Origin of the sequence: Janthinobacterium tructae (assembly GCF_006517255.1) — a bacterium.
Lineage (GTDB): Bacteria > Pseudomonadota > Gammaproteobacteria > Burkholderiales > Burkholderiaceae_D > Janthinobacterium > Janthinobacterium tructae.
Genome location: NZ_CP041185.1, coordinates 1878932 through 1900953, shown reverse-complemented (window position 1 = coordinate 1900953; position 22022 = coordinate 1878932). Strand labels below are relative to the sequence as shown.

At 63.2% G+C, this 22022-nt stretch carries 19 protein-coding genes; 13 read left to right on the top strand and 6 right to left on the bottom strand.

Annotation, left to right across the window (positions count from 1 at the left end; translation table 11 throughout):
* Positions 1-6 precede the first annotated feature (6 nt).
* The 6 genes from FJQ89_RS08325 to FJQ89_RS08300 form a co-directional block, all read right to left on the bottom strand.
* Positions 7-1212, bottom strand: a complete 1206-nt coding sequence (locus tag FJQ89_RS08325) for a type II secretion system F family protein (protein ID WP_141169837.1) — start codon at positions 1210-1212, stop codon at positions 7-9.
* Positions 1212-2915: a GspE/PulE family protein gene (locus tag FJQ89_RS08320; RefSeq protein ID WP_141169836.1), complete on the bottom strand. Its 1704-nt coding sequence runs from the start codon at positions 2913-2915 to the stop codon at positions 1212-1214. The genes FJQ89_RS08325 and FJQ89_RS08320 overlap by 1 nt, the downstream gene beginning before the upstream one ends.
* Positions 2916-2922: 7 nt before the next feature.
* Positions 2923-4308 (bottom strand): tetratricopeptide repeat protein, encoded by a 1386-nt coding sequence (locus FJQ89_RS08315; RefSeq protein WP_141169835.1) that lies wholly within the window; start codon positions 4306-4308, stop codon positions 2923-2925.
* Positions 4305-6254 carry a secretin N-terminal domain-containing protein gene (locus FJQ89_RS08310; protein ID WP_243136475.1) on the bottom strand — a complete coding sequence of 650 codons (1950 nt, stop codon included), beginning with the start codon at positions 6252-6254 and terminating at the stop codon, positions 4305-4307. The genes FJQ89_RS08315 and FJQ89_RS08310 overlap by 4 nt, the downstream gene beginning before the upstream one ends.
* Positions 6255-6361: 107 nt before the next feature.
* Positions 6362-7795: an ExeA family protein gene (locus FJQ89_RS08305; RefSeq protein ID WP_243136474.1), complete on the bottom strand. Its 1434-nt coding sequence runs from the start codon at positions 7793-7795 to the stop codon at positions 6362-6364.
* A complete protein-coding gene (locus tag FJQ89_RS08300; protein WP_141169834.1) occupies positions 7792-8520 on the bottom strand; it encodes an ABC transporter ATP-binding protein in 729 nt (242 codons plus the stop codon). The genes FJQ89_RS08305 and FJQ89_RS08300 overlap by 4 nt, the downstream gene beginning before the upstream one ends.
* 208 nt (positions 8521-8728) lie before the next feature.
* Here FJQ89_RS08300 and FJQ89_RS08295 point away from each other — a divergent pair, with 208 nt between their 5' ends.
* From FJQ89_RS08295 to FJQ89_RS08235, 13 genes are all read left to right on the top strand, one after another.
* Positions 8729-10432: a GspE/PulE family protein gene (locus FJQ89_RS08295; protein ID WP_141169833.1), complete on the top strand. Its 1704-nt coding sequence runs from the start codon at positions 8729-8731 to the stop codon at positions 10430-10432.
* A gap of 1 nt (position 10433) precedes the next feature.
* On the top strand, positions 10434-11669 hold the full coding sequence (locus FJQ89_RS08290; RefSeq protein WP_141169832.1) for a type II secretion system F family protein: 1236 nt from the start codon (positions 10434-10436) through the stop codon (positions 11667-11669).
* Positions 11666-12217, top strand: coding sequence for a type II secretion system protein (locus tag FJQ89_RS08285; RefSeq protein WP_141169831.1), 552 nt, complete (start codon positions 11666-11668; stop codon positions 12215-12217). Before FJQ89_RS08290 ends, FJQ89_RS08285 begins: the two co-directional genes overlap by 4 nt.
* Before the next feature lie 58 nt (positions 12218-12275).
* Entirely contained in the window at positions 12276-12755 is a 480-nt protein-coding gene (locus FJQ89_RS28590; protein WP_141169830.1) for a type II secretion system protein, read from the top strand.
* Between the two features lie 144 nt (positions 12756-12899).
* Positions 12900-13457 (top strand): pilus assembly FimT family protein, encoded by a 558-nt coding sequence (locus FJQ89_RS08275; RefSeq protein WP_243136473.1) that lies wholly within the window; start codon positions 12900-12902, stop codon positions 13455-13457.
* Positions 13444-14073, top strand: a complete 630-nt coding sequence (locus FJQ89_RS08270) for a prepilin-type N-terminal cleavage/methylation domain-containing protein (protein ID WP_243136472.1) — start codon at positions 13444-13446, stop codon at positions 14071-14073. Before FJQ89_RS08275 ends, FJQ89_RS08270 begins: the two co-directional genes overlap by 14 nt.
* On the top strand, positions 14070-14957 hold the full coding sequence (locus tag FJQ89_RS08265) for a prepilin-type N-terminal cleavage/methylation domain-containing protein (protein ID WP_141169828.1): 888 nt from the start codon (positions 14070-14072) through the stop codon (positions 14955-14957). Before FJQ89_RS08270 ends, FJQ89_RS08265 begins: the two co-directional genes overlap by 4 nt.
* Entirely contained in the window at positions 14954-15403 is a 450-nt protein-coding gene (locus tag FJQ89_RS08260) for an agglutinin biogenesis protein MshP (protein WP_141169827.1), read from the top strand. The genes FJQ89_RS08265 and FJQ89_RS08260 overlap by 4 nt, the downstream gene beginning before the upstream one ends.
* Before the next feature lie 23 nt (positions 15404-15426).
* Positions 15427-19146: a LamG domain-containing protein gene (locus tag FJQ89_RS08255; RefSeq protein WP_141169826.1), complete on the top strand. Its 3720-nt coding sequence runs from the start codon at positions 15427-15429 to the stop codon at positions 19144-19146.
* Between the two features lie 168 nt (positions 19147-19314).
* Positions 19315-20259, top strand: coding sequence for a type IV pilus biogenesis protein PilM (gene pilM, locus FJQ89_RS08250; RefSeq protein WP_141169825.1), 945 nt, complete (start codon positions 19315-19317; stop codon positions 20257-20259).
* The gene (locus FJQ89_RS08245) at positions 20256-20915 is read left to right on the top strand and encodes an MSHA biogenesis protein MshA (protein ID WP_141169824.1); all 660 of its coding nucleotides are present in this window, start codon (positions 20256-20258) and stop codon (positions 20913-20915) included. Before pilM ends, FJQ89_RS08245 begins: the two co-directional genes overlap by 4 nt.
* Complete coding sequence (locus FJQ89_RS08240; protein WP_141169823.1) at positions 20912-21634, top strand: type II secretion system protein M; 723 nt, start codon at positions 20912-20914, stop codon at positions 21632-21634. The genes FJQ89_RS08245 and FJQ89_RS08240 overlap by 4 nt, the downstream gene beginning before the upstream one ends.
* The gene (locus FJQ89_RS08235) at positions 21634-22017 is read left to right on the top strand and encodes an MSHA biogenesis protein MshK (RefSeq protein ID WP_243136471.1); all 384 of its coding nucleotides are present in this window, start codon (positions 21634-21636) and stop codon (positions 22015-22017) included. The genes FJQ89_RS08240 and FJQ89_RS08235 overlap by 1 nt, the downstream gene beginning before the upstream one ends.
* Positions 22018-22022: the final 5 nt, after the last annotated feature.

Here is a 22022-nt window from a genome sequence, read left to right as displayed (position 1 = left end):
GCGGCCTCAGGTCTTGATTGTACTGATGGTGTCGTAAATCGGCCCCAGCACCGACAGCATGATCCAGCCCAGCAGCAGGCCCAGGATGACCGTCATGGCCGGCTCGATCATGGCTTGCACTTTTTCAATCAATTCCTTCACTTCGCGGTTGTAAAAGTAACTGACATTGCGCAAGGCCGTGTCCAGCGAACCCGTTGCCTCGCCCACCTTCAGCATGCGGATCACCAGCGGCGGGAAGATGCCCGTGTGCTGGAAGGCTGCGGTGACCCCGTAGCCTTCGCTGATCAGCTGGGCGGCGCGGCGCAAGCCGGCCGCCACCACCTGGTTGCCGGCGATGCCTTCGGACAGGCGTATGCATTCGAGTATCGTGATGCCCGAAGCATACATCAAGGCAAAAAACGTGGCGAAGCGGGCCAGGATGATCTTGTGCAGCACGGGTCCGACCAGCCACAGCCGCAGCTTCAGGCCATCCCAGGCATAACGGGCGCCTTCGCTGCGGCGGATGAGCGCGCGCAAGCCGAAGAACAGCAGCACTGGCAAGGCCAGAAGCAGATACCAGTAATCGATGAAGACATTCGACACGGCTATCAAAACGCGCGTGTGCAGCGGCAGTTCGCCACCCATGTTGCGAATGAAGGCCGTCAGCTGAGGCACCAGATAAATCATCAGGAAAAACGTCACGGCCGCCACGACGACGGCCACGATGATGGGGTACATGACGATCTTGCGCGTGTGCGACGCCAACTCGTCCTGCCATTTTAAACTTTCCGACAGGTTCTTGAATACCTCGGCGATCCTGCCACTTTGTTCGCCCGCCAGTATCAGGCTGGTAAAAGTGGCGTCGAAGATGTCGCCATGCTGGGCTAGCGCGCCCGACAGGGGCAAGCCGCCTTCGATGCTTTCGATTAAATCCGTGACGACTTCGCGCAGGCGCGGGTGATCCGTGCTTTCGCGCAAGTCGTTCAATCCTTCCAGGATGGGTACGCCGGCACCCGTCAACTGTTCCATGTGGAAACAGAAATTGATCAGGTCGCGGCGGTGAATGACCCGCTTGCCCAGCAGCACCAGATACCGGCCCGTGATCTTGCAGTCGATCAGGTCGAGCTGCATGCGGTGCAGGCGCGCTTCGAGGTCCGGCACGTTGGCCGCCTCCATGCTGCCGGGAATCAATGCACCGGCGGCATCCATGGCACGGTAGACATATTGCGCCATCAGGCCAGCCTTTCCGTCAGGTCGACGACGCGGCCCACTTCTTCCAGGGTTGTCACGCCTTCCAGCACGCGGCGCATGCCGTCGTCGATGATGCCCTTGAAACCGGCCGCGCGCGCCGCGTTCTTCAATTCGCGCGAACTGGCGCGGCGCGCCGTCAATTCATCGAGTTCGGCCGTCATCTTGAGGATTTCCATGATGGCCAAGCGCCCCTTGTAGCCCTGGTACGCGCAGCGCTCGCAGCCGGCGGCGCGGCAGATGGAGACGGGCGCATCGTCTATCGCCAGGCCCAGCAGCCGGCGCTCGACGTCGTCGGCGATCACCGTTTCCTTGCAATGCGGGCATAAACGGCGTATCAGGCGCTGCGCCACGATGCCGATGATGTTGCCGGCCATGATGTCGGGCAGGATGCCGATGTCGAGCAGGCGCGAGATGGAGCCGATGGACGAGTTCGTATGCAGGGTTGAATACACCTGGTGGCCCGTCATGGCGGCGGCAAACGCCATTTCCGCCGTTTCGCGGTCGCGGATCTCGCCCACCAGGATGATGTCCGGGTCTTGCCGCATCATCGAGCGGATGCCGTCGGCAAAGCCCAGCTTGACCGATTCGTTGACGGAAGTCTGGCGTATCATGTTCATCGGATACTCGACCGGGTCTTCCAGCGTCATGATGTTGACGCTTTCCGTATTGATATGGTTGAGTATCGAATACAGGGTGGTGGTCTTGCCGCTGCCCGTCGGCCCCGTCACGAGGATCACGCCGTCGGGGCGCGCGATCATGAGTTTCAACAAGTTCAGTTCCGCTTCGGCCAGGCCCAGTGCATCCAGCGGGACGATGCCTTTCTGGCGGTCCAGCACGCGCAGCACGACATTTTCGCCGTGCGTGGTGGGCTGCGCCGACGCGCGGAAATCGATTTGCCGCCCGGAAAACTTGATGCTGATGCGTCCATCCTGCGGCGCGCGCGCCTCGGCGATATTCATGTTCGACATCACCTTCAGGCGCACGGCCATGGCCGGCCAGTACGATTTGTGCAGGCTGCGGATCTGCCGCAGGATGCCGTCGATGCGGTAGCGGATGCGCAGGAATGACTGTTCCGGCTCGAAATGGATGTCCGAGGCGCCGTTCTGCACGGCGTCCGCCAGCAGCGCGTCGATCAGGCGCACCATGGGCTGGCTGTACTCGTCCGACGGCGATGCCATGCTCTGGTAGCTGACTTCGCCCGTTTCGATTTCGTGCAGGATGCCGTCGATCGACAATTCAAAGCCATAGTACTGGTCGATGGCGCGGGAAATGTCCGATTCGTTGACCAGCACGGTGGAAATCGTGATGCCCTTGACCAGCATGGCGCTGATCTGGTCGAGCGCCACGATATTGCTGGTGTCGGCCATGGCCAGGATCAAATTATCGGCTTGCCGCTCATACACGATGGGAAAGACGCGGTAGCGTTTGGCCACGTCCTTCGGGATCAGTTTCAAGGCGATGGCGTCGACCACCAGGCTCGACAAGTCCGCGCTGACCTGTTTCAGGTTTTCGCTGAGCGCCTCGCGCACGGTCGCTTCCGTGACGAAGCCCAGGGTGATCAGCAGCTTGCCCAGCGGTTCGCTGCTGCGCCGCTGTTCGATCAGGGCGATGCGCAACTGGTCTTCGCTGATCACGCCTTTCTGGATCAGCACTTTGCCCAGCGGAAGTTTTGCCTGTTCTGCCATGTAAAGCTTAATCCTGACGGGGTGTAATGTTGGCCGGATCGGCCGGGGGAGTGGCGGCAGCCAGTTCGCGCAAGCGCGTCTGCACGACGGCCTGGTCGAACGCGGCGGGCGTGGTTTGCGCCAGGGTCAATGCGCGCTGGTAATACGTGGCGGCCAGTTTCGGCTGGTTCAGCCGGTCCAGGCCTACGGCCAGGTTGAAGGCATAGTCGGGATTGCCGGGCGCGGCGCCGCAGGCGCGGAAAAATTGCTGCTGCGCTTCGGTCCAGCGGCGCTGCTTGGCGTACACATTGCCCAGTGCAAATAGCACTGGGGCGCTGTCGGGACTGCGCGCCAGGATAGCCTTCAATTTTGCCTCGCTCTGCGCCACGTCGCCCTGGCGCAGCCCGATCAGGCCGGCCAGCGCCTCGCCATCGTCGGGGTTGATTTCCAGCAAACGCACGTACAAGGCCGCCGCCTGCGCGCCCTGCTGCTCGCGCAGGGCCACGGCCGCCAGGCCCAGCAGCGCGTCGCGGTTGGTGGCATCCTGCCGCAGCACCATTTCATATTGTTGACGAGCAAGACCCAGCTGGCCCCCGTTGAAGGCTTGATAGGCTTGCTGCACGCCGGGGTTGATTTGCGGCGCGGCCACGCTGCGCTGCACCTGGATCTGGCTATTCTCGGGCGCGGCCACCGGCGGCAAGCTGGGCGGCGCGGGCGGCGCCATGTTCGCCAGCTGTGCCGCCACGGCGGCCTGGGCTGCCGCCTGTATCATCGCCTGCTGATCCGCCGCACCCGCTTGCTGACGCGCGTCGCGCGGATAGTCCGGCGGCAGTGCTTCGGGCGTCATGGCGTCCGCCTGCGCGGCCCCCGTTGCCGGCAGCACCAGCACGGGACCTGCAACGCCGGCCGTGCCCGGAGCGTCCGTTAGCGGCATGGGCACGCCGGGCAGGTTGGCGCCGGCGCCTGGGCTGTTGCTGGCGCGCCAGTACCAGTACGCCATGGAACCGGCCACCAGCAGCAATATCGCCAGCAGGATGGCCAGGCGCACGGTGGCCGGGTCGACGCTGATGGGCCCCATGGGGCCTTTCGGCGGAGGAGTGCTGCGACTGGCGCGTGGCCGGATGGGCGGCGGTTCTGGACGTGGACCCGGTTGCGGCTTGGGCTGTGGATCTGGCTGTGCCGCATTCTGCGCTGGCTGCGGCGCGGGCACGTCCGCCAGCGGTTCCAGGCGCAAGGTGCTTGCCGGCTGCACGGACGCCGGCGCAGCAGGCGCGGGACGGGGCGGCAGGGCGTCGGCCGGCGCCAGTTCCAGCACCTGGTCGTAGGCTTCGGACGGCTTTTCCAGCTCCTCGTCGGAAAGGCTGTTCTGCTTGGCGCGCTCGGCCTTCTTGAGCGCCTGCATCAGCAAGCTCATGGAAAGTCTCCCTGCAGGCGTGCCTGCGGCAGGACGGCGGGCGCCGGCGGGCCATCCGTGTACGGCTGGGTGTTGAGTGGCGCCTGGCCGGGCAGCAGGTAGCGGTAGTCGCGGTAATCGCCGTCGATGCTGGCGTCCTTGACCACCACGGGGCGCATGAAGATCACCAGCTCCGTCTTGCTGCTCGCTTCCTTGCGATAGGTAAACAGGTTGCCCACCAAGGGAAGGCTGGACAGGCCCGGCACGCCATCCCTGGCATTGTCGATGGAATCTTGCATCAGGCCGCCCATTACGGCGATCTGGCCATTGCTCACTTTCATGATCGATTCCAGCTCGCGCGCCTGGATCACGGGTACGCGGCTTTGCACATTCGCCGTGGCCAGGGCCGGATTCGGGTCTTGCACGTAGCCAACGATGCGCGTGATGGTGGGGCGCACGTTCAAGGTCACTTCATCGCTGTCGGAAATCTGCGGCGTGACGCTCATGACGAAGCCCACGGGTACCGTTTCCAGTTTCGATTCATAGGTGGCCGGCGTGGTGATGGTGCCCGTCGAGCTGATCACGGCGGGCGTCACCTTGATGGTAAAGAAGACATTGTTGTCCACCACCTTCAGCATGGCCGTCTGATTGTTGAGCACGCTGATCTTCGGGCTGGACAGTACTTTCACCTTGCCGAACGATTCGAGCAGCTGGATGGTGGTGGCAAAACTGTCTTTCGCATAATTGAGCAGGAAGATGCCCGGCGTGATATTGGGCGTGACGCCGCTGGACAGGACCGTCGTGCCCACTTGGCCCTGCCGCAGCTGCAGGCTGCCCGTCAGGCGCGACCAGTTGATGCCTTGCTGGTATTCATTGCTCAGGCGCACTTCGATGATGGTCGCCTCGATCAACACTTGCCGCTTGGCGCTGTGTACTACCACATCGAGGAATTCGGCGATCTTTTCGTGCTGGCGCCCCGTGGCCCGCACGGCGATCAGCCCGCCCTCCACGTTGACGACCACAGACGACGGGCTGCCCTTGTTGGCCAGTTTTAACAGCGGCATGCCGTTCGCGTCCAGCGGCTGGGCAGGGGATGCGTTCTGGCCGGCCACCTGCTGGCCCGGCGCAGGTGCATATAGTCCGCCATTCTGGCTGCCACCCTGCATAGGCGGCTGGGCGCCGTACTGGCCCGTCGCGGCGAGATTGCCGGCCTGGTTCTGCTGCTGTCCTTGTTGCCCCTGCTGACCGGACACGCTCGTCAGCTGTTGGTTCAGCTGCGCCAGTGGGTCCACCTGCACATCGTTGAGCGTGGTCTCGCGCAGCAGGTCGCGGATATTCTTTTCCAGGCTGTACCAGAAATTATTTTCCGAACGATTCACCACCAGGGTGGTCGAATTGTTGTTGCCATTGCTGCCTTGCGTGCCGCCAACGGGGTTGCTGGCATTGTTCGACCCGCTGCCGGCCGTGGAAATTTGCGTGGCGATATTCACGCTGCTGTTGGTGCTGCGCGCCATGTTGACGTAATCGACCTTGTAATTGCGCCATACGGGTGCGTCGGGCAGCACCGTCAGGTTCTTGCCATCGATTTCGTAGCGCATATCGACTTGCTTGCCGATACGCGCCAGCAGTTGCGGCAGGGTCTGGTTCAGCGCATTCAGGGTGACGCTGCCTTCGATCTGCGGGTGGATATCGATATTCATGCCCGCGTCGCGCGCCAGCGCAAACAGCAGCGATTGTACGGGCACCTTGTGTACGGTGACGCTGTAGGTTTCCACTTTGGGCGCCGGCAGAGGCGCGGCCAGCGCGCTGCTTTGCTGCACCGGCTCGGGAATGACGCCTGTGGGCAGGGGCGCGGCATTGAGGTGGACAGGCGACAGCGGTGTTTGATGCGTGGCGCAGCCAGACAGCATGGCGCCGCAGGCGAGGGCGACCCAAGTGGTCAGCACAGGAATAGGGTGTTGATTCATGAAAAGTTCGCCCTTGGAGTCGTGTTGTGCTTTTGCAATTTTACCAAGCATGATCGCCTAAAAGCAATCGGCTGTGCGGGCCAGGAAGGCAATGTGCCGAAATAAAGTCAGGGGGCGCCACGCGCCGTTTGCACCTGCGCTGCGGATTTTATTTCCATGCGGATACTTTCTATGTCGTTCAGCAATATTTTCTGTGGCGCTGTCGGCGCGATCCTGGACCAGACGGCTTCGGCGCTGGCTCGGTCGGCAAAGCTGCCATAGACGATGTCCAGGCGCGCGGTGGCGCTCGCCGGCGCTGCGTCTGGCAGGCGAAACACGTGGATGTTGCGCAGGCCGATGGCTTGTTGCGCCTGCTCCAGGAAAGTTTCCGCAGCGACCGTCTCGGTGGCGGGCAGGCTGGCGATTTGCAGCACCAGTTGCTGCGGCCCTTGCCTTGTCAGCCAGTCGCGCGATTCGGCCAGCTTGCTGTCGAGCAGTGTTGTCGGCGCTCGCAGCGGCACGTGCGCGGCGGCGGCCTGGAACGCGCCTGGGGCTGCGTCGGCGGGCGGAGTGCGGCGCATCTGACCCTGGTCGCTGGTCCGCCATTGCCACAGCAGCGCAAGGGCCAGCACCAGCATCAGCGCGCTCAAGGCGCCTGCCAGCAGCTTGCCCGCGTGCCAGGGTGGACGGTGGAAGGGGCTGTCGGCAATGGCCAGGCGCACATGGCGCGCGCTCACTTGCTGCGCATCGTCCGCATACGCGGCCAGCAAGGCTTTGTCGGCCAGGATATTGATCCTGCGCACGATACCCTGCGCGGCACGCGCCAGCCGGCGCAGTGCGGCTGGGGTGAAAATGAGCGGGGCGATGCGGCCGGCGGCGGCCAGGCGGCACGCCAGATAGTCGTTCAGCAATGCGTGTGGCAGGCATGGCACGGTAAAACTGTGGGTGATGCGTTCCTTTAACTGGCGGAACTCGGGCAAGTCCAGGGTCTGTTGCAATTCCGGCTGGCCAAACAGCACGATTTGCAGCAGCTTGTGGCTGGCTGTCTCCAGGTTCGTCAGCAGGCGCAGCGCTTCCAGGGTGGCGCCCGGCATGGCTTGCGCCTCTTCTGCCAGAAGCACCACCTGGCGCCCGGCCGCATGTCGGGAGATCAGCTCGCCATGCAGGGCGCGCAGCACGGCATCGGTGAGGCAGCCGTCCAGTGCCAGGCCCAGTTCTGCGGCGATGGCGTGCAGGACTTCATCCGGTTCCAGGCGGGGATTGAGCAGGTACACCACGTCGACCTGGGGCGGCAGGCGTTCTGCCAGCATGCGGCACAGCATGGTCTTGCCGCTGCCCACTTCGCCCGTCAGCTTGATGATGCCTTCGCCTTGCGTGACGGCATATAGCAGCGCCGCGAGCAATTCGCCGCGCGTATTGCCAGGGTAAAAGAAAGCAGGGTCCGGCGTGATGCCGAAGGGCGCCGTGCGCAAGCCGAAATGGCGTAGATACATGCCGTGCGGGGACGGTGCGTAAGGCCGTCCGGGCGGCGCCTGGGGCTGAGCGTGCCTGTCGGTGTTCATGCCGCGATGCAATTGAGGAAAGCCTGTTCCAGGCTGGCGCCCGCAGCACCGCCATGGAGCGCGCGGCATTCGGCGGGCGTACCTGTAAACATGATGCGGCCCCCATGCAGGATGGCCATGCGGTCGCACAATTCTTCCACGTCAGCCAGCGCATGCGAGGTGAGCAGGGCGCCGCGTCCCTGCGCGCGCGCTTGCCGCAGCACCTGCTTGAACTGCGCGCGCGCCTTCGGGTCGAGGCCGCTCATTGGTTCGTCCAGCACCAGTTGCTGCTTGCCCGACAGCAAGCAGGCGGCCAGCCCCAGTTTCTGCATCATGCCTTTCGAGTAATTGCGCGCAGGGCGCAGCAAGGCCTCCGGCGCAAGGTCCAGCGCATCCAGGGCTTTCTGCACGGTTTGCGCATCGGGGCGCACATTGTGCAGGCGTGACAGGTAGCGCAGGAAGTCGCCGCCCGTCAGGTAGTACGGCGCCTGGAAGCGTTCCGGCAGAAAGGACAGGGGCTGGCGCGCCGCGCCATGCCGGTGCGGCGCGCCGAAAATGGCGATATCGCCCCGCTCGGGCGAGCAAAAGTCCAGCAGGCATTTCAGCAGGGAAGTTTTCCCCGCGCCATTCACGCCGACCAGGCCGAACAGTTCCCCTGCGCGCACCTGCAGGTCGACCCCGCGCAGCACGGCGCTACCCGCCAGTTGCAGGTGCACGTTGTGGAACTCGATGGCGCAGGCGTTCATAGGGGCAATGGTTGACCGGCAAGGTAGTGTACGACCGCCATTATTGCCATGACCACAGGCGGGCGGCAAGTGTTTCCTTACAGAGTGTTGAAATGCGCGAAAATCAAGCCACGGAATATATTTTCTTTAAGAAACAACAGGTTCTGGAATAAAATACCCCCGCACGCCGCTGGTGTGCATCGTCTGAAGCATCTGTCGAGGAGCAAGCATGGCAAGGCCAGAGAAAGTCCGGCTCGGTGAAATTTTGGTGCAGCAGAAATTGCTGACAGAAGAACAGTTGGGCCAGGCCTTGACGGAACAGAAGCGCTCGGGGCGCAAGCTGGGCCGCGTTTTTGTCGAGCACGGCTTTGTCACTGAAGAGCAGATTTCGGGCGCCCTGGCGCGCCAGCTCGATATTCCCTACATCAACCTGAAGTTTTTCAACATCAATGCCGAACTGGTGCGGCTGTTGCCGGAAACCCAGGCGCGGCGCTTTCGCGCGCTGGTGCTGGAAGACCGGCGCGAGGGCTTGCTGGTCGGTATGTCCGATCCCACCGACCTGTTCGCGTACGATGAAATCTCGCGCCTGGTCAAGCGCCAAATCGAGCTCGCTGTCGTCAATGAAACGGAAGTGCTGGCCGCCATCGACCGCATCTACCGCCGCACGGAAGATATTTCCACCCTGACGCGCGAGCTGGAGCAGGACCTGGGCGACGTGTCCGTCGACTTTGGCGCGCTGGCCGCCAACCCGGGCCTGGAAGAGGCGCCCATCGTCAAGCTGCTGCAATCGGTGTTCGAGGATGCCACGCAGGTGCGCGCCTCGGACATTCACATCGAACCGCAGGAAGGCCGGCTGCAGATCCGTTTCCGCATCGACGGCGTGCTGCACCTGCAGACGGAAGCGGACAGCAAGATCGCCAGTTCGCTGGCGCTGCGGCTAAAACTGATGTCGGACCTCGATATTTCCGAAAAACGCTTGCCGCAGGATGGCCGCTTCGCCATCCGCGTGAAAAACCAGCGCATCGACGTGCGTATCTCCACCATGCCGACGCAATACGGCGAATCGGTGGTGATGCGGCTGTTGAACCAGGGCGGCACGACCTTGCGCCTGGACGCCATCGGCATGCCGCCCAAGCTGGTGGAACGCTTCCGCGCCATCGTCAACCGCCCGAACGGCCTGGTGCTGGTGACGGGGCCGACCGGTAGCGGCAAGACGACGACCTTGTACTGCGCCCTGGCCGAACTCAATTCCGTGGAAAAAAAGCTCATCACGGTGGAAGACCCGGTCGAGTACCGCTTGTCCGGCATCAACCAGGTGCAAGTGAACGAGAAGATCGAGCTGAGCTTTGCCCGCGTGCTGCGCTCGGCCCTGCGGCAAGATCCCGATATCGTGCTCGTCGGCGAGATGCGCGACCAGGAAACGGCGCAAATCGGCCTGCGCGCCGCCATGACGGGTCACTTGGTGCTGTCGACGCTGCATACCAACGACGCCATCAGCACGCCGCTGCGCCTGATGGACATGGGCGTGCCGCGCTACATGGTGGGCAGCTCGCTGCAAGCCGTGCTGGCGCAGCGCCTGGTGCGCGTGATCTGTGAAAGCTGCAGCACGCCCTACGTGCCCACGCCGAACGAGTACGAATGGCTGCGCCTGGAACTGGGCGAGCTGGTCGAGCGCAACCAGTATTTCCATGGCAAGGGCTGTTCGCATTGCAATGGCATGGGTTACCGGGGCCGTACGGGCGTGTACGAATTGCTGGAAATCACGCGCGCCGTGGCCGATGCCGCCAACCATGCCGATCCGTCCCACTTCATGAAGGTGGCGACGGCGCAGATGGCGGGCGACACCCTGCGCCGCCACGCCGTGCAGCTGGTGGTACAGGGCCGCACGACGGTGATGGAAGCGATGCGCATCAGCAACCAGAGCGAGGATTGAGGTGCCATTTTTCTCCTACAAGGCACGCAACGCCAGCGGCGAGCTGCTGACCGGCGTGATGGAAGGCGCCGACAGCGGCGCCGTGGCCGACCAGTTGTTTTCCACCGGTGCGACGCCGGTGGAAATCCTGGTGACCAAAAAAAATGCCGCCACCACCAGCGCCGATATCGGCTGGTGGCAAAAACTGACGGAGAAAAAAGTCAGTTCGATGGACGTGCAGCTGTTCAGCCGCCAGCTGTACACCCTGCTCAAGGCGGGCGTGCCCATCATGCGCGGCCTGGCCGGCCTGCAGGAGTCCGCCATCAGCCCCGCGTTCGGGCGCATCATCAAGGATGTGCGCGAATCGCTCGACGCGGGCCGCGAACTGTCGGCCGCCATGGCGCGCCACCCCACCGTGTTTACGCCGTTTTACCTGTCGATGGTGCGCGTGGGCGAAATGACGGGGCGCCTCGATGAAGTCTTCCTGCGCCTGTTCGACCACTTGGAGTTCGACCGCGACATGCGCGCGCGCGTGAAGTCGGCGACGCGCTATCCCACCTTCGTGATCGCGGCGATGATCATCGCCATGGTCATCGTCAATATGTTCGTGATTCCCCAGTTCGTGAAAGTGTTTGCCAGCTTCAATGCCGAACTGCCCTTGATGACGCGCATCCTGATCGGCACGTCGGCTTTCATGGTGGCGTATTGGCCTTTGCTGCTGGTACTGACGATAGCCGCGATAGCCGCCTTCCGGGCCTGGCTGCGCACCGTGCCTGGCCGCTATACATGGGATCGCTACAAGTTGCGCTTCCCCATCGCCGGCAAGATCATTCTGAAAGGCACCATGGCGCGCTTCGCGCGCAGCTTCGCCCTGTCCAGCACCAGCGGCGTGCCCATCGTGCAGGCGCTGACGGTGGTGTCGCAGACGGTGGATAACGCCTATCTGTGCGCCCGCGTCGAGCAGATGCGCGACGGCGTCGAGCGCGGCGACAGCATCCTGCGCACTTCGGTGGCGGCGGGCGTCTTCACGCCGGTGGTGCTGCAAATGATCGCCGTCGGTGAAGAGTCCGGTTCGCTCGATGATCTGATGGATGAAATCGCCCAGATGTACGAGCGCGAAGTCGATTACGAATTGAAGACCTTGTCCGCGCAGATCGAACCCATCCTGATCACCTTTCTTGGCGCCATGGTGCTGGTGCTGGCGCTGGGCATCTTCCTGCCCGTATGGGACCTGGGCAAGGTGGCCCTGCATAAATGAAGCCGCGCATTGCGTCAAAAAACAACATGTTGGCTGGCAAGGCCAGGCAGCGCGGCTTTACCTTGTTTGAACTGGCCGTCGCCGTGTCCGTCATCGCCGTGCTGGCGGTCGTGCTGCTGGGCCGGCTGGAGGTGGTCCAGCAGGAAGCGGAGCGGGTCGCCGTGCAGCAAACGCTGCTGGCGCTGCGCGCGGGGCTGCGCATGCAAGTGCTGGAGCTGTATGCGTCCGACCGGCAAAACCAGTTGCCGGCGCTGGCAGGGCAAAACCCCATCGATTGGCTGGCTGAAAAACCGGCCAATTATTTGGGCGCCTATAGCGCGCCGGAGATGGAAAAACTTCCCCTAGGTCATTGGTTTTTTGATAGAAGTAATGCAGAATTGGTATATATGTTAAATCGAGGCAACAGTTTCGGTGCCAGGCATTCCGAGTTGCTTCGATTCAAGGTAAGCTTGCTGCAAGCATCCGCTACCCAAGTCCAGTCCTCAAGCCCGGTTGATGCGCCCGAGGTGGCGCTGATACAGTTGGGTGAGGCGGGCGGGCTGAGATAGTTTTTATTCTGCGGGCAAATTTTGCCAGCATTGTTTTTTTGATTTTTTGGAGATCAGCATGAAACTGCAGTCAATTCGTCGTTTTCAACAAGGTGCTCAAGCGGGCTTTACGCTGATCGAGTTAGTCGTCGTTATCGTTATCCTGGGCATACTGGCGGCCACCGCGATTCCCCGTTTTAGCAGTTTGTCGTCCGACGCCCGCCTGGCGAAAGTCAACGGCGCCCGCGCCTCGGTGCAGGCGGCCTCTTCCCTGGCCCACGCGCAATGGCTGGTCGATGGCTCACCCACCACCGCGCCCGTCAAGGTGAAGATGGAAGGCCAGGACATCACCATGACGAACGGCTATCCGGACGCCGCCGGCATCGTAGTGGCCGCTGGTGGTCTGGGTGACTACGATGTCTCGGGAGCGGGCCCCGTCTCGATCGCCGCCGATGCCGACCATCTCAAATGCGCGTTTACCTATACGCTCGCCTCGGCCACTGCGGCCGCGGTGGTGGGCGCCGCGCCGACCGCTGCCACTGCCAAGACAGATTGCTGATGACGTAAGCCCCGCCTGCTGCGGCCATGCGCGCCGCAGGCGATCCGCCTGGCTTGCCAGGCGTTTTTTATTCTTCCTGGCATGTTTCTTCCGGCATGCCGCTTATTGCCACAGGTATCCACGATGCTGTCTCCAGCAGGTTTGATGTTTGCCGGGTCTGCCAGCCGTGGGCGGCGGCAACGCGGCTTCACCCTGGTCGAGCTGATTGCCGTGCTGGTGGTGGGGGGGCTGCTGGCAGCCGTCGCCATGCCGCGCTTCTTCCGGCAAGACAGTTTTGACGCGCGCAGCTTTGCCGATCAAAACGTGAGCATGCTGCGTTATGCGCAAAAACTGGCGATCGCGCAAAATCGTCCCGTCTTCGTACAGCTCAACGGCACCCGCATGGCTCTGTGTTTCAATACTGCCTGCGACGCGGCCAACCGCGTCTTGCCGCCTGCGGGCGGCAACAGCGGGCGCAAAGCCACCCTGGCCGCTTGCGCGAATGCCACGGCCTGGCTGTGCGAGGCGGCACCCGGCAAGATCAGCTACAGCGCGCCGTTGGACATCGCCGCTTTTTATTTCAATGCCCTGGGCCGCCCGTTCAGGGCGGCCGACGTCGAACCTGTTTCGACCTTTCCCGCGCGCGTCAGCATCGGCATCAATGACGGCGTCATGACGCGCAACATCATCGTCGAAGGGGAAACGGGCTATGTCCATTACTAAGGGCGTCGCCATGGCGGCGCGCGGGCCGGGGCAGCGCGGCGTGACCCTGATCGAGTTGGTCATTTTCATCGTGGTGGTCAGCATCGCCGTGGTGGGCCTGCTGCAAATTTTTACGCGCGCCACGGCCAGCAGCGCCGATCCGCAATTGCGCAAGCAGGCGCTGGCCATCGCGGAAGCCATGCTCGACGAGATCGAAGGGGCACGGTTTACGTTTTGCGATCCGATTAACGATCCGGCAGCCGATACTGCGCTGAATGCCGCACCGTTCAACAGTGCCACCAATCCCACCGGCTGCACCACGCCGCAAAATGTCAGCGCGACGGTACCCGCCTCGGGGCGGCCGTATTACAACGTCAGCGACTATGTGCGGTCCTTCAATGCTCCCGTTGTCTATGCTGCCGACGCGGCTGGAAACAGCTTTCCTGCCGGCTATGTGGTGAGCGTGGCCATCAGCCCCGACGCGGGACTGGGGCCGGCCGGCGCCATGCTGCCTTCGGACGCCACGCCCGTCAACATGAATGTCTTGCGCATCACGGTCACGGTGACTTATGGCGCGAATCAACAGCTCGTGCTGGCCGGCTACCGCACGCGCTACGCAGGCAATGCCGTGCCATGATGACTTTTTTACGCCCCCGGCAGCGCGGTTTCACCTTGATCGAACTGATCGTGGTGATCATCATCACGGCCATCGTCGCCGGCATGGTGACGGTGTTCATCCGTGCCCCCATACAAAGTTACCTCGATGTCAGCGCCCGCGCCGAACTGGCGGACGCGGCCGATTTGGCATCGCGGCGCATCACGCGCGACGTGCGCCTGGCCTTGCCCAACAGCGTGCGCGTGACGAACAATAGCAGCGGCAGTTTTCTGGAGCTGTTGCTGACCAAGACGGGCGGGCGCTATCTGTCGGAAGACGACCCGAACACGATACCGGGCAATGTGCTGGCCTTCGATCCCCTCACTCCGGGCAACCCGAATGTATTTACCATCGTCGGCGCTGCGCCGTCCGGCGTGCAGACCATCGTTCCCGGCGACTTTATCGTCGTCAACAATCTGGGCGCTCAGCCTCCTGTGGACGCCTATAATTGCAGCGGGCAGTGCAACCGCGCCCAGGTCGCTTCCATCAGCGGCACCAATGTCACGCTGGTCAAGAACCGCTTTGTCGAGCAAACTCCATCCATGCCTTCCCTCAGCTATCGTTTCCAGGTGGTCAGTACGGTCGTGACCTATCATTGCGCGCCGAATGCGAATGGCACGGGCACGCTGACGCGCTATGCCGGTTATGTGATCGAGGCGGACCAGCCGGTGAGCACAGCGGCGCTGACCGGCGCGCCGTCCGCGGCGCTGATGGCCAATCAGGTGGCCGCTTGCGACTTTTCTTTCGATACCCTGCCCAACCTGCAGCGCGGCCTGGTCAGTGTCAGCCTGACCCTGGGCGCGCCCGGCGGCAACGCGGGCCAGATCACGCTGCTGCAACAGGCACAGGTGAATAATTCGCCATGAGACTATCGATTTTCCCCATGCCGCGTGGACGGCGCCCATGCCGTCTGGCGCGCGGTTTCAGCATCGTCACCGCCATCTTCCTGCTGGTGGTGCTGTCCGCGCTGGGCGTGGCGCTGCTCTCCATTTCCACCATGCAGCATGCCGAGTCGGCGCTGGACGTGCAGGGCGCGCGCGCCTACCAGGCGGCCCGCGCCGGCATGGAGTGGGGCGTGTACCGGCAGCGCGTCAACAACAGTTGCGAAGCCAGCCGCGATTTTGCCTTGCCCGCGAATGGCGCCCTGAACGGTTTCAGGGTCACCGTGCGCTGTACGCAGGCGGCGGGGGCGCTGCCCCGTTTCCAGGTGATCGCCACCGCCTGCAACCAGCCTGTGGGTGGCGTTTGCGCCACTGCCAACGCCACCAACCATCCCGATTATGTACAGCGCGTCGTGCAGGCCGAGTTTTAAACACGCTACTCTCAAGGAACAATATGCAGGCACTCATCGCCGTATGGATAGCCGTTGTGGCCCTGCTTGCTTATGCACCGGTCCAGGCGGCAACCTACGCCAACACCAGTTTTGCCTACAGCTGGATCGACGCCAGCAATCATGCCAAGCTCGGCTATAACACCACGCCCTACCGATTCAACGGTTCCGCCGGCTGCGGTACCTCGCCGCCCGTCCTCGACGACACGCTCAGCGATGCCTTGCCCATCGGTTTCAGTTTCATGTATTCGGGCGTGGCCTTCACCACCTTGCGCGTGATGACGAATGGCCGGGTGCAGTTCAATAACAATGTCACCTGCGGCTACGGCAGCCCGGTGCAGACGCTGCCGTATCCGGACAGCAGCCTGAACTACACCATGCGCATTTATGGCAACGACCTCGATCCCACCTCGAAACTGGAAGTGCCCACCTACAATACCGCGTGCGCCAGCCGCCTGACTTGTTACGTCAGCTACGCCACCATCGGCACGGCGCCGTATCGCAGCTTCGTGGTGACCTGGAATAATGTGCCGGAGTGGACCACGGGCACGAGTACTACTGGCTCTTACAGCCTGCAATTGATCTTGCAGGAAAACGGCGAATTCATCTACCAGTACGGCACGGCAGTGGCGGGACCTTCTGCCAAGCTGGGGCAGATCGGCTGGCAGGCGGACAGTAACGATTACGACACGCCGCAAACCGGTTTTCCGGTCACCAATTCGGCGATCAAGTTTTACATTCCCCGCCCCATGCTCGAGTACCGCATGGAGCAGCCCAGCTGGAACAATACACCCGGGCAGGTGTCAGATACCAGCGGCAACGGGCGCGACGGCACGGTGCTTGGGGGCGCGCAGACGATCGCTGCCGGCCGCGTCTGCCGCGCCGCCAGCTTCCCCCTCAATACCAGCACCGCCGCCATCGCCGCGGTTGACAGCGGGCTGTCGGTGCCCGGCAGCATGGGCGGCGCCGGCACCATCACGTTCTGGTACAAGGCCAACACGGCCTGGTCCGGCAGCGGCGCGCGCGATGCGCAACTGCTCGACGCCACGCAGATGAACAACGAATGGTTTTTTCTCGTGCGGCGCAGCACGGGCGCTCTGCGCTTCGTCGTCACGGACAGCCTGGGCAATGTGCGCGTGGTGGAAACGGCTGCCAATAGCGTGCCCGCCGGCACCTGGAAGCATATTGCCGTGAGCTGGAGCTTCAATGCGCTGGCCGCGTCCAATAGCGACCGCCTGCGCATTTACGTCGATGGCGTGCTGCAAAAGGAGTCGGCGTTTACCACGGCCGCGGTGGTGTCGCCGCGCATCGGCAGCCTGTTCATCGGCGACAACCGCAGCGCGGTGACGGGACAGAGCGGCAGCGGCAATTCCACCGATGGCGCCATCGACGAATTGCGTGCCTATAATTACGAGGGCGGCCTGGCGCTGGTGCAGCGCGACCAGAATCTCAGCCAGGCCGGCTGCCTGAGCCATTACGCGGTGACGAATACGGGGTCGGGCCTGACGTGCCAGCAAAGCACGGTCACGGTCACGGCGCATGACGTCAATCACAATAATATCGTGATGCCGAACAACACCACGCAAATCCTGCTGACTACCTCGAACGGCATCGGCGACTGGGCCCTGATCGCGGGCTATGGCGTGCTGTCGAATGGCACGCTGAACGACGGCGTGGCGACCTATCTGTTCAACGGCGAGTACCAGGCCGTGTTTGGCCTGAGCAGCGGCACGGCAGCCACCGTCAGCGTGAATGTGACGGATGGGCAGTTCACGGAGCAGGAAGACCAGTCGCTGGTGATCAAGGCCTGCGCCGTGGCGCGCTTCAACGCCTGCGAGGCGACGTCGCCGCGTTGCGTGCCCAGCACCAGCAGCCTGACCTATGCGCGCCTCAATACCAAGCTGGCCGACACGGCCTTCAGGCTCGACCTGGTCAAGCTGAAGACCGATGCCAGCCTGGAAACGACTTTCGCTGGCGCGGCGACGGTGGATTTGCTGGTCAATACCGCCACCGGCGTCACGTTGGGGGCGAATAATTGCCCGCTCACCCAGACGGCGGTCATTCCGCTGGGCCTGGTGGCGTTCACGGGCGGCTATTCGAGCGCGAATGTGAGCATCCCGGCCAGCGCCCTCAGCGCCGTGGCGCCCAGGTACAGCGCCTACCGTGATGTGCGCGTGCGCGTCACTTGCACCGCGGCCGTGTGCGGCACGGCCAATGTAGGTTGTTCGACCGATAATTTCGCGGTGCGGCCGCAGCAGTTCACGCTCAGTTCCAACATGAGCAATAGCGGCCTGAGCGGCACGCCCAGCCTGGCGGCGGGCGCCCAGTTCACCTTGGGCGCGACGGCCGTCGCCGGTTACAACGGCACGCCGCTGGTCGATAATTCCGTGGCCGGCCAGAAAATCACCGGCTTCCTCGGTGTCACCGACTACACCGACCGCCTGGCCTCGACCTCGAATGCCAGCCCGTTTCCGCTGGGGCAGGCGGTACTGGCCAACGGCCTGACCAGTAACAGCGGCGTGACGTACGGCGATGTCGGCACCTTCCGCATGCTGCCAGAGGCGGTGCTCGACAATGCCTACACCAGCGTCGACCAGCCTGGCGACTGCGTGATCGGCAGCAGCAGCAATACGGCCGTGAATGGCAAGTTTGGCTGCAATATCGCCAATCAGGCGCAAAGTCCGGAACCCGTCTTCGGCCGCTTTTTCCCTGACCACTACGCGCTCACGGGTGCGCTGACGGCGGCCTGCGGCGACTTCACCTACCTGGGGCAGCGCGAACTGGGCGTCGTGCTGGGCGCGACGGCATTGAGCAAGGGCAACCAGATCCTGTCGCGCTATGGCAGCGCCTATCCCGGACGCGCCAGCGTCAGCGTGGGCGCGGGCAATGCCGGCGCGGCACTGTCCATCGGCCGCCTGGCGCCAGCCTTGCCCACCTTTGCCTGGAACCAGGGGCGCAGCGGGCGTTCCTACACGACCGATGGTGGCGCGTATGCCGCCGGCAGCACGCAAGTCGTGGTGGCCGGCAGCGGCGGCCTGTCGGCGGGCGAACTGATCAAGTTTGCTGGCGACGCCGCCATCTACACGGTGCAGGCGGGCACTGCCGGCGCGGGTAGCATCACGCTCGCCGCGCCTGGTCTGCAGCAGGCGATTCCCAGCGGCGCTACCGGCATTACGGTACTGCACAGCTTTGACCGGCTGGCCAGCGGCCAGGATGGCCCGTACGACGATTTCTCGCTGGTGGTGGGCATCAGCGATAGCGACGGCGCGCTCATTTCCAGCGTGAATGGCCTGGCGGTCGCACCCGCCGCCAGCGTCGCCATCGGCGATACACGGCTGCGTCATGGCCGCCTGCGCATCAACAATATGTATGGTTCGGAACAGCGTGCGCTGCTGGTGCCCCTGGTCGCGCAATACTGGAACGGCAGCGCGTATGCCGCCAATACGCTGGACAATTGCACGGCCCTGTTGCGCAAGAATTTCGTCTTGAAGGATTATCTCAACCTGACGGATGTGCAGTTGCCAGCCGCGAGCAGCTTGCCGCTCGACAGTGGCTTGCTGCAGCAGGGCGGCGGCAGCGTGCTGATGGCCAAACCCGCCGTAGCCGTGAAGAAAAAAGGTACGCTCACGCTACAGTCGCTGATACCGTACCTGCCGGGACAGGCGCGCCAAACCATAGGCGCACTCAAGAGCGAGCCCATGTTCTTCATGCGCGAAATATATTGAAGGATGTGTGATTTTTCGGCGCGTCGTGACAATCGTGGTGTTTTCCTGAAAAAATATTGTCAATAATTTCTTTTTTAGCCTGTTCCTACCTGCTATGAATTAAAATTGATCGAATGCATCATTCGGACGGCACCGCTGTCGTAGCATTTCATTATCTGGATCGGTGGCATGGGTTTATTCGCAAAAGCAAAAAAACACGAGGGTTGGCTGGCGACATCATTTTCAGCGGAAGGTGTGTGCGCTGCCGTGGTCAAGCGGCGCGCGGACGACAAGCCGCTGGTGCAGGCGGCGGTCATGTATCCCGGACGCAAGCCGCTGGCGGCGGCGACCCTGGAAAAAATGAACCGGGATATGCATGCCCAGTCTTATCGCAACACCACTTTGCTCGGCGCGGGCGAGTACCAGATACTGACGCTCGATGCGCCGAACGTGCCGCCGGAAGAGCTCAAGACCGCCGTGCGCTGGCGCCTGAAGGACATGCTCGACTTTCCGGCGGCGGACGCCACCGTCGACGTCATCGATATTCCCGCCGACAAGAACGGGCCGGGACGCTCGCAATCGCTGTTCGCCGTCGCGGCGCGCAACAATGCCGTGGCCCAGCGCCAGGCGCTGTATGGCGAATGCAAGATCACCCTGTCGGTCATCGATATTCCGGAAATGGCCCAGCGCAATATCGCGGGCTTGATGGAAACGCAGGGCCGCGGCCTGGCCATGCTGTCTTTCGATGGCGAAGGGGGGCTGTTGACCGTGACGTTCGATGGCGAACTGTACCTGGCGCGCCGCATCGACGTCACCGTGGTGCAGCTGGCCGACACCAGCGACGCCCAGCGGCAGCAGTATTACGACAAGATCACGTTGGAATTGCAGCGTTCCTTTGACTATTTCGACCGTCAATTCCATTTTATTTCCGTTGCCAGGCTGGTCCTGGCGCCGGGCGGCAGCGACGGTCTGCATGCTTACCTGGCGGACAATTTGTACATGCCGGTCGAGGCGCTGGATCTGACGGCCCTGTTTGATTTTTCCAAAGTGCCGGACCTGTTGGCCGTTGCCGGCCAGGCGCGCTTTTTCCTGGCCCTGGGTGCTGCCCTGCGGCAGGAGGAGAACCCAGCGTGAGCCAGCAAATCAATCTGTTCAACCCTGCGTTTGAAAAACGCAAGCAGGCGCTGTCGGCGCTGGGCTTGCTGCAGGGACTGGGGCTGGTCCTTGCCGCCAGTGCCGCAGTGGTCTGGTTTGGCGCGCGCCAGGTGGCCGCGCTGGAGCGCACGGCGGCCGACGCCAAGGTCGTGCTCGCTGCACGCGAGGCGAAGCGGGCGGATGTGTTCGCGCGGTTTTCCGTGCCCGGCAAGGACCCGCTGATCGCGGGCGCGCTGGGCCAGGCCGAGGCTGACCGCAGCGCCTTGCTGGAAGCCGGGCAAATTCTGCAGGGCGGCGAACTGGGCAATACACACGGTTATGCCGATTATTTCCGCGCCTTCGCGCGCGCCAGGGTCAATGGCTTGTGGCTGACGGGAGCGAGCATCGCCGGCGCCGGCAAGGAGATCGAGATCGGCTTGCAGGGGCGCGTCGTGCAAGCGGACTTGCTGCCCCAGTACATCAGCGCCTTGTCCAGGGAATCGGCGTTGCAGGGAAAATCGTTCGCACGCCTGGACATGGCGACCGCGCAGCTTCCTGCCCAGGCCGCCGTGTCAGCACCGGCGCCGCGCTTTATCGAATTCAGTTTGCAATCGTCGGCGGCACCCGCCAGCGGCGCAGGGGCGGTCAAGCAATGAAACAGCAATGGCAACAATTTGCGCTGAAATTTGATGCGCTCAGCGTGCGGGAACGGATCATGGTCTTTGGTGCCAGTGCCGCGCTGCTGATTTTCATGGTTGTGTATCTGTTCGTCAATCCGCAGTTGGACAAGCGCAAGGCGCTGGCCGACACGATTGCCCAGCGGCAGCAGGCCGTCGCAGCCATCGATGCCGAGATGGCGCAAAGGATGGCCGCGCATGCGGGCGACCCCAACTTGCAGGACCGCATCCGGCTCGAACGGATCAGGCAGCAAGTCCAGCAGATGCGGCAGGCCCTGCAATCGACGCAAAACGGCCTGGTGGCGCCCGAGCGCATCGTGCCGATGCTGCAGCAATTGCTGAAACAGCAGGCCAATTTGCGCCTGGTGTCGCTGGCCACCTTGCCATCCGGCGCCATGGGGCAGGGCGGCCATGTCGCCAGCAAGGCGTCGGCGTCCGCATCTGCCGCCGCGCCTGCCGGACAGTCGCCAGCGGACGCCGAGCCGGCGAAGGCGCCGGCCGTGCTATACCGTCATGGCGTGGAAATCGTCTTGCGTGGGAATTATCTGGATATGGTGAATTATATGGATGCCGTGGAGGCCATGCCGTCCCATGTGTTCTGGGGCAAGCTCAATATGCAGGTCGAGCAGTACCCGAATGCCACGCTGAGCCTGACCTTGTACACGCTCAGCCTGGACGAGAAATGGATCGCGCTGTGATGCGCGCCCCTCGTTGCGTGTTCCTTGCGGGCGCGCTGCTGGCCTTGGCGCCGGGGGTGTTTGCCCAGGCGCTGGTCGATCCCACGCGGCCGCCCGATGCGGCGCCTGTCCCGGCTAGTGCGGCCTCTGCCGGTGCGGCGCGGCCGCAGCTGCAATCGGTGCTCATTTCCAATCGGCCTGGCGGGCGGCGCCTGGCCGTGATCGATGGCCGCAGCGTGCGCGCGGGTGACAAGGTGGGCGGCGCAGTCGTCGTCAGCATAGGCGAAGCGAGCGTGGTGCTGCGGCGCGGCAAGACCCTGGAAACGCTGCGGCTGTATCCGCCGGCGGTCGACGCAAATGATGCAATGCATGTACGAAGGAAACAGGTTCATGTCACCCAATAAACACA